At 50.2% G+C, this 8,951-nt stretch carries 7 protein-coding genes and 2 riboswitches; of the genes, 1 reads left to right on the forward strand and 6 read right to left on the reverse strand.

The window, feature by feature from the left end; translation table 11 throughout:
- Positions 1 to 404 (forward strand): hypothetical protein (locus HCN83_RS18260; protein WP_205774743.1); only part of this gene is annotated, 404 nt, incomplete at its 5' end.
- A 51-nt stretch (positions 405 to 455) separates the two neighbouring features.
- Here the strand turns inward: HCN83_RS18260 and HCN83_RS17565 are convergent.
- From HCN83_RS17565 to HCN83_RS17590, 6 genes are all read right to left on the reverse strand, one after another.
- Entirely contained in the window at positions 456 to 632 is a 177-nt protein-coding gene (locus HCN83_RS17565; protein WP_168009685.1) for an NETI motif-containing protein, read from the reverse strand.
- A 74-nt stretch (positions 633 to 706) separates the two neighbouring features.
- On the reverse strand, positions 707 to 2,020 hold the full coding sequence (locus tag HCN83_RS17570) for an NCS2 family permease (RefSeq protein WP_168009687.1): 1,314 nt from the start codon (positions 2,018 to 2,020) through the stop codon (positions 707 to 709).
- 148 nt (positions 2,021 to 2,168) lie between these two features.
- A riboswitch (purine riboswitch) is annotated at positions 2,169 to 2,270 on the reverse strand.
- A gap of 86 nt (positions 2,271 to 2,356) precedes the next feature.
- On the reverse strand, positions 2,357 to 3,892 hold the full coding sequence (gene guaA / locus HCN83_RS17575) for a glutamine-hydrolyzing GMP synthase (RefSeq protein WP_168009689.1): 1,536 nt from the start codon (positions 3,890 to 3,892) through the stop codon (positions 2,357 to 2,359).
- Between the two features lie 143 nt (positions 3,893 to 4,035).
- Positions 4,036 to 4,137, reverse strand: a riboswitch (purine riboswitch).
- A gap of 34 nt (positions 4,138 to 4,171) precedes the next feature.
- Positions 4,172 to 6,442: a transglutaminase TgpA family protein gene (locus HCN83_RS17580; RefSeq protein ID WP_246238295.1), complete on the reverse strand. Its 2,271-nt coding sequence runs from the start codon at positions 6,440 to 6,442 to the stop codon at positions 4,172 to 4,174.
- A gap of 13 nt (positions 6,443 to 6,455) precedes the next feature.
- Positions 6,456 to 7,688, reverse strand: coding sequence for a DUF58 domain-containing protein (locus tag HCN83_RS17585; protein ID WP_168009693.1), 1,233 nt, complete (start codon positions 7,686 to 7,688; stop codon positions 6,456 to 6,458).
- The gene (locus tag HCN83_RS17590) at positions 7,685 to 8,659 is read right to left on the reverse strand and encodes an AAA family ATPase (RefSeq protein ID WP_168009694.1); all 975 of its coding nucleotides are present in this window, start codon (positions 8,657 to 8,659) and stop codon (positions 7,685 to 7,687) included. Before HCN83_RS17590 ends, HCN83_RS17585 begins: the two co-directional genes overlap by 4 nt.
- Positions 8,660 to 8,951: the final 292 nt, after the last annotated feature.

Genomic DNA, 8,951 nt, shown 5'->3' on the forward strand with positions numbered 1-8,951 from the left:
CGGTTGACTCGCCGATCATGGGGATTTTCCCACGCTGCTTCCTCCATTATCCTCACATCCTTTCTGCTTTCTTTCAGCATGCCAGAGGCGTGATAGGGAAAACAGGCACAGATTCTTTGACGCTTACCATAAAACCATTCAAAAGCAGCTTTCGCCCGCCCAGCAACTGCTGTGAAGCACTGGCAAGCTATTCCACATGTAAAAGCTCTATTCGGTATCCAACGGGGTGCGTGCTTAATGAACCCAGTTGTTTTAAAGCACTGATGTCAGCTGCCGACATCAGAGCATCAGACCGAGGGAAGATCGGCGGACGGCAGGAAGGAAAGCCGGACCACTTCGATCCGGAAAGTGAGTGCCCAGAGATACTGGCAGACGCAAACTTTTTTCCCTCGAGGGTTTACTAAAAAAACTGAAAGCAGCAATCCCTGTTTGAGATTACTGCTTCCAATGTCGCTTTATGAACGTTTGCCCTCAAAAACGATGCGCTGATAGGCTACTTCGACGTCTTTTCCTTTTTCTTTCAGCACCGGTTCTTCCATACGCCGGACCGGTGTATAGCCTTCCGCTGCCATTCGGTTGAGACAGTCGTCTATCGTTTCATTCGCTTCTACGTAAAACTTTTTCTTTGCCATCGATTCCTGCCCTTTCTGTAAAACCAGTCTCCTGTCAGTTTATCACAGGAGAACTGGTTCTTTCAGCAGTCGGATTATTCACCTAGATAAACAAAGTAGGCGATGAATACGAAGAAGAGCACGTACATGATGGGGTGTACTTCTTTCGCTCTCCCGGAACAGATCATCGTAATCGGATACATGATAAATCCAAGTGCGATACCAGTTGCAATGCTGTAGGTAAGTGGCATCGCAATCATCGTGAAAAAGGCCGGCACGGCGATCTCGAACTTTTTCCAGTCAATATTGGCGATCGCGCCTGCCATCAGTACCCCGACAACAATCAGTGCAGGCGCTGTTACCGATTCGGTAATAACGGCAAGCAGCGGCGAGAACAGCAGGGCAATCAGAAAGAGCCCGCCGGTAACAAGAGAAGCAAAGCCGGTTCTTGCTCCGGCTGCGATGCCGGATGTGGATTCAATGTAAGCCGTTGTCGTAGACGTTCCGAGCACTGCCCCGATCGATGTGGCTGAGGAATCTGCGAGAAGGGCACGCTGTGCTCTCGGCAGTTTATTATCTTTCGTAAAACCTGCCTGATTCGCTACGGCGTAGAGCGTCCCGGCTGTGTCAAAGAAGTCTACAAACAAGAACGTTAAAATAACAATCATCAGCTGGACTGTAAAGATTTCTCCTAGCGACATTTCTGCAAACGGAGTAAAGGCTGCACCAAAGGTTGGTGCAAGACTCGGCACGGAACCGACGATCGCACCCGGCATCGGAATGACGCCGGTCAGAACTCCGATTCCAGCTGTGGCAACGAGTCCGTAAAAGATACCGCCGCGCAGACCGAGACTCATAAAGATAACCGTAATGACGATACCTGCTACCGCAAGCAGCGTTGACGGTGCGCCGAGGTTGCCGATCTCGACGAGCGTCGCTTCTGACATGACGACGATTTCCGCGTTTTGAAGTCCGATAAACGCGATAAACAAACCAATCCCGGCTCCTGCTGCAAATTTCAGCTCAGCTGGAATGGCGTTGATAATCAGTTCGCGGATTCCGACAAGCGTAATAATGATAAAAATAATACCGGAAATAAATACGCCGAGCAGAGCCGTTTCCCACGGAATCCCCATCCCGATTACGACTGAGTATGTAAAAAAGGCGTTCAGACCCATACCAGGCGCAAGCGCAATCGGATATTTTGCAATGAGTCCCATGATAATCGTTCCGATCGCTGCAGCCAGAGCCGTTGCTACATAGACTGCCCCTTCGTCCATTCCCGTCGGTGCAAGAACCGATGGATTTACGAATAAAATATACGCCATGGCCAGAAATGTTGTCAGGCCACCAAGAAACTCTCTCGAATAATTCGTGCCAAGCTCATCGAATTGAAAATAGCGGTTCATAACATGCAGTCCCTCCAACAATAATCTGTGTGATTGCGAGCTTTTGTTCGGACGCCGGGCGCCAAATAAGAAAAGGCATGCCAAAAATGGCATGCCTGAAAAGGAATTCGGATAGAAACTGCACAGCGAAAACACGGTACACGTGCCGCACTGTAAAGGTTCTGTCCGTAGTCAGACCGTTTCAGGCAGTCTGGTAGAAACTTTCGGGCCATATTCCCGAGATTATACGAACATTCGACTTTTAATCACAACACGGCTTATTTTAGCAGGGCTAAACCTGCATGTCAACGCTGTATCCGAATATTAAACTGTGAAAAGAGAGATATTTTCGTTCTTTTACTCCCACTCGATTGTGGAAGGCGGCTTGGACGTAATGTCGTACACGACCCGGTTTACGTGCTTCACTTCATTGACGATCCGAACGGAGATCTTTTCCAGCACGTCATACGGAATCCGCGCCCAGTCTGATGTCATCCCGTCAATTGACGTCACGGCTCTGACACCGACCGTATAATCATAGGTGCGCTCATCTCCCATAACCCCAACGCTGCGCATATCCGGAAGGGCAGTGAAATATTGCCATATTTCACGGTCCAGTCCCGCTTTTTTAATCTCGTCGCGCAAAATGTAGTCTGATTCACGAACAATCTCCAGCTTCTCCTCGGTAATTTCACCGAGAACACGAATACCGAGACCCGGTCCCGGGAATGGCTGTCTCCAGACAATTTCTTCCGGCAGACCGAGTTCGGTGCCGACTTTACGCACCTCATCCTTGAACAGCGTATTAAGCGGCTCGATCAAATCAAACTTCATATCTTCCGGCAGGCCGCCTACGTTATGGTGAGATTTAATCGTCTGCGCAGTATCTGTCCCGCTTTCGATGATATCCGTGTAAAGCGTTCCCTGAGCGAGAAAATCAACGTCTTCCAGCTTGCCTGCTTCTTCTTCAAAAACGTAGATGAACTGGTTCCCGATGATTTTACGCTTCTGTTCCGGATCGCTGACACCCTCAAGCTTCCCGAGAAAGCGGTCCTGAGCGTCAATTTTCATCAGATTCATATCGAATCCTTCTCCGAACGTTTTCATCACGCTGTCCGCTTCTCCTTTACGAAGGAGTCCGTGGTCGATAAACATACAGATCAGCTGATCGCCGATTGCTTTGTGAACGAGTGCCGCTACGACAGAAGAATCCACGCCGCCGCTTAACGCGCACAGTACTTTTTTGTTCCCGACGTTCTCGCGGATTTTCTCTACTTCCATGTCAATGTAGCTTTCCATGGACCAGTTTCCTTCACATTCGCAAATAGTGTAGACAAAGTTATGAAGCATATCATTGCCGTACTCAGAATTACGGACTTCTGGATGAAATTGAACGCCGTACAGCTTTTTCTCTTCACTGCTCATTGCTGCAACCGGACAGGAAACGTTCGTGGCATCAACGGTAAAGCCTTCCGGCGGCGCCTGCACGAGATCTCCGTGGCTCATCCAAACTGTCTGCTGATGCGGCAGTCCTGCAAATAAGCCGGAATCGCGCTGCACGTCAATCGTCGCTTTTCCGTACTCACGGTGGTTGGCTGCTTCTACTCCACCGCTGAAGTGATGCGTCATCAGCTGCATGCCGTAGCAAATCCCGAGAACCGGTATATCCAGATTAAAAATCTCCGGATCACACTGCGGCGCTCCTTCTGCGTACACGCTTCCCGGTCCGCCCGAAAAGATAATGCCGGAAGGATTCATCTCTTTTATTTCTTCAGCTGTCAGCTTGCTGCTGACAAGCTCACTGAATACACCAAGATCCCGGATCCGGCGTGCGATCAGCTGGTTGTACTGGCCTCCAAAGTCGAGCACAAGAATACGTTCGTTGATTTCCATTTGCTTTCCCCTCTCCAATCTAACAGAATCGCCTTTTTCAAGCGTTTCAATGCCGCCTTCAGGCGGTGCCATGCCCTTATATATCGAAAAAACCGGGAGCTGTCTCCGCATAAAAAAATACGAAGGCAGACTCCCGGCGTATGCCAGAAAAGATCTGCCTTCATAGTCGGACCATTTAAGGCGGTCCGGTAGAGACTCTCAGGCCGTATTCCCGAGGATATATGAGGCACCGTTCTTCAGTTAAATACTGCATCATTGTATCAGCAGCAGAAAGGCAGGTCAAGCGCGCAGTGAGCGCATGATTTCCTCCCAGTCCTGCCGGCGGCGCTGCCATTCTCCTTCAGGTGTTCTGCCTCCGTAATAAATTCGTTCGTAGGAGTTCGTAAGCTTCATCATCGCCTGTGAGCTGAGCGCCAGATCGACCCTTCTGGCATATTCCCGCAGCGTTTCCCCGCCTCTGCGCGGAAGTCCTTCGATCTGAAGCATCCAGAGAAGACGTTCATATGCTTTTTCAAACGATTTGTCACTGCCGAAAAACCTGTACCGGTAAACAAAGTAATAGTTTTGCAGCACACTTTGCTTTTGATACAGCACCATGACGAACAAGATCGTCGGAATGGAGATCAACAGGCTCTTTAACGAGAAGACTGGTTCTCCATCGTCATCTCCCACATCTGTATCATCTCCGGATGGGCCCCCGTCTGCTCCTTCTTCGAGCAGTTCATCAAAATCCCCGTCCGGCTCCGGAATCTCAGGGTCAGGTGCTTCCTGATCGGGGACATCGGTATCGATATCAACATCCGCTGATTCTTCTTCAAAATCTGCATAGTTCGTGAAGCCCTGTGTCGGCTCAAACGGCACCCAGCCGACGTCCGGAAAGTATACTTCCACCCACGAATGGGCGTTAGAGTTAGCAACCTCATATACGCTGCGGCCGTCGTCCAGCTCTTCCACTTCTTCGCCTGAGGTAAAACCTTTCACCCAGCGCGCCGGAATATCAAGCGTCCGGAGCATGACAACCATAGATGTGGAATAGTTGTCACAGTATCCCACCTGCGTCTCAAATAGAAACTGGTCCACATAGTCCTGCCCCTCTTCCGGCACAGGCACATCTGTCGTCTGATATTCAAAGTCATTTTGATTAAAATACTGTTCTACAGCAACTGCAGTATCATAACGGTTGTCGTAGTCAGAAGCAATGTCAGCTGCTAAATCACCGACGCGGTCCGGAAGCTCTTCCGGAAGCTGTAAATACCGATCCGTGATTTCTTCAGGATCTTCATCCGGTGCGCTTCTCAATGCCTCAACCGGGAAGACTGCATCCTCATAAGCCAGCGTATAGCTGTCAAAGCGTACCGTTTCATCTGTATTTGTCCTCGCCTGGAAGCGTCCGTTGGCTACATCCGTATAAAACTGAAGCTCTTCCAGCCCGAAGCTGCCGCTGTCCGTTTCACCCTGTACGTCCAGAACATCCTGAAGCTGACCAGGGTAAAACAGCAGGCTGAAATCAGCCTCGTCCGCCATGTCTATTTCCACTTCCGACTCTTCAATGCCGGCAGCATCCTGAAACATGCGGTAATCGACCGTATCACCAAATACGAGCTCTGATTCGACATAGCCGGGATCAGACTCCCATCCCTGTCCGGTATACGTATCTTTTGATTCTCCGCGCCAGTATGATTCACGGTCTGTGATCGCCTGAAAAACTGGTCCATCATCCTGCACAAAGCCGCCGCCGAGACGTTCGTCATTTTCCCCGTATCCGACTCTGCGGACGCCGCCGCTTCCGCTTCCTCCTCCGGTCAGTCCTTCCACACCTGCAAACCGTTCTAGTGCCGGAACTGGATCGGACCACTGCGGTTCCGGCTTCGGCAGCAGAAAGCCTGCAGCGACCGCTGTGCTGACGACTATGATCAGCGTGTACATCCAGGCCGGCGAGATGAATGTCCCGCTTCTTCTGCCAATCGCCCGCTCCTCATCCTGAACGGTCAGCATATGAAGCAGCGTTAAAATGAAGAAGCCGATAACGACTACTCGCACGATAGCCTGCGACGCATCGACGACGGTAAACGTATCGAGAATCGCAATATAAACGATTGTGCTGAGCAGGAAGAAAAATACTTTCCGCGTATGAAGCACCCAGAAATAAAGAAGGTAGCTGATCAGTGCCAGCAGCATAAACAATAAAAACGTCCTGAAAAAATCGCTTAAATCGGCAAAATTTCCGGAAAGAATAGCAGAAAGATTTACTGTCAGCTCCCCAGCAAACTGCTGAATCGTCACACCGCCGCCTTCTCTGGAAACGAAATTCCCCTCCCCAAAGATCAGGTGCAGACCCACTATGCTCCCGGTGAAAACGAGCGGAGCGGTAATAAGCGCCGGCATTCGAATATACACCAGCACCGCGCTGAACAACGTAAACCAAATAAATACTTCAATCTGTCCGGTGGCGGTGATCACCGGAATCGGCCGCAGCCATTCCCAGACGAGCAGGAACGTCAGCGCGTAAATAAACAAATGAGTGACTGATGTTTTTGTGTTCGTCTGCATCTGCTTCACTGAATCACCCTTCTTCGTTCATACTTTCCCTGGACCACCGGCCGTCAGCAAGAAGGTAGGCATCAGCTCCCGCATCACGCAGTTCCTTCAGTCTTCGGTATTCCCATGCGTCCACCTGCTTCTGTTTATCCATCAGTGCGACGAATACTCGTACACCACGTGCCAGTAAGATTCTGCACCTGTTCAACACATCATCCGTCAGTTCAACTGTGACAAGGATGAGCGTCACTCCATCCGGTATTTCATCTTCAAACCGCATAAAAGAAGCTCCAAACGATCCTTCAGCCGACGGCACAGTCTGCGCCAGATACGAGATCATTTCTTTTTGCTGATCGGAAGCCAGCCCGACCGGAAATCGCTTTAAGTCGGTGCCGATCGACCATAACCCAATATGAAGCTGTTCACGATAGGCATACATGATAATGGAAGTGACAAGCTCGATTGCTTTTTCATATGCATCCGACACAGCAAAGCTTGAGTCGGGGATGCGGTTATTAAACGCCACGAGGAAATTCTGACCAATGTATTCTTCAAATTCTTTTGTCATCAGCTTTGATGCCCTGGCTGTTGCTTTCCAGTCAAGGCTTGTCAGCTTATCCCCCGGCACGTATTCCCTTGCCCCGGCGATTGATGTCCGATCTTCTATAAAATCCTGCATCGTCAGCGACGTTTCGATATCATGCTTTTCGTATGCTTCCCACTGGTCAATATCGAAATAGTTCGGGTACACGAGCAGTTCTCCCGGAATGGAGGCGAATGTTTCTTTATGGAAGAAACCGAACAGATCACTCGTAGACAACTTGACCCCGTACGAATAATACTTTCCTCGCTTCAGCTCCGGAATCGTATAGCTGTATGCAAGCCGCTTTTGCAGCGTCGGATAAAAAATCATTTTAGATGCCTGATACGGCAGCTGTTTTGTCAGCGCATCCTCGGCAACATCTTCCACTGCTAAGTATAAAAACGGGAACGGCCAGCCGCGTTCGATTTCTATCTCCGTGCGCAGTTCGGTTCCAGCCGGCATCGCTCCCTCACCGGTGTTGCGCTTCACCCGGAAGCTCCCGAGCGGAATCAGCGCATAGAGTACCATGAGTACAAACAGCGTCATCACACTGTAGAACAGAAACCAGCTGACGAAATTCCCTTGAAACATTGCATAGCTGAAAAGACCGGCTGCCACCGCTATGGCAGCCGCTCCTTTTAAAATTCGTTTCGTCCAGAACCAGATGTGCTTCATTGGGCCTGCTCGTTCCCTGCCGGCACGCGCACCTGTTCAATAACTTCCTTTACTACTTTGGACGGGGTTGTCTCAGACAGCTTTGCATCTGAGCTGAGCAGCACCCGATGCTCAAGCGCGAATGGAGCAAGGTATTTCACGTCATCTGGAATCACATAATCGCGATTTTGCAGCAGCGCGTAAGCCTGCGCAGCTTTCATAATGGCAATCGATGCCCGCGGACTGGCTCCAAGATAGACGGCATGATGCTGTCGCGTGGCAGAGGTAATACTGATAATATATTCCTTCACATTATCCTGCACATACACCTCTTTTACCTGCTCCTGCAGCAGAAGCAGCTCCTGCAGCGTCATGACGCTTTCCAGCGTATCGATCGGATGCTGCTTTTCCACTCTTGTCAGAACTTCCATTTCCTCTGATTTTGTCGGATAGCCGATGCGGAACTTAAATAAAAACCGATCAAGCTGGGCTTCAGGAAGCGGGTACGTCCCGCCGTATTCAATCGGATTCTGCGTAGCCATCACAAAAAATGGCCGGTCAAGCTCCCGCGTTTCGCCGTCAGTTGTAACGCTCCCTTCTTCCAGTGCTTCAAGCAGCGCTGCCTGTGTTTTAGGCGAGGTCCGGTTGATTTCGTCTGCCAGAACGATGTTGGCCATCACTGGTCCCGGCCGGAACTGAAATTCCAGCGTCTTCTGGTTGAAGATCGAAACCCCGGTTACATCGGACGGAAGCAGATCCGGAGTGAATTGAATCCGTTTAAATTCAGCTCCAAGTGATTTTGCAATCGCACGAACCATCATCGTTTTACCAACACCCGGCACATCTTCGAGCAGCACGTGACCTCCGCTCAAAATAGCAATCAGGCTGAGCTCGATTTCCGCCCGCTTTCCGACGACTACCTTTTCCACATTTTGTATCAGCTTTTCTATTTGAGGCTGCTCCACAAGAGAGCGCTCCTGTTTACGTTTCATCATGACCTGCCATCCTCCTTCATACGAGTACGGGTCTGTAAGTATCCACGTTCCATTTTAGCATGAATAGGACAAAATATCGCTTCCCGCGGCATCCGGACCTGCCGCTGTTTTCAGGCAAAAAGAGGGACCATGACAGATCGTCATGGTCCCTGCAGAATGTGAATAAAGTCATTCTAAGTGAATAACGTTGCATCTGCCTGTATCTGCGGACACTCGCTTTCCGGAGGGAACGGGCTCAGCTAACCGCTTCCTCCTGCTGTCGGAAGCGCTGGATCTTCGCCTCGTTCTG

It is taken from the genome of Alkalicoccus luteus (genome assembly GCF_012034335.1).
In the GTDB taxonomy this organism is placed as follows: Bacteria; Bacillota; Bacilli; order Bacillales; family Salisediminibacteriaceae; genus Alkalicoccus; species Alkalicoccus luteus_A.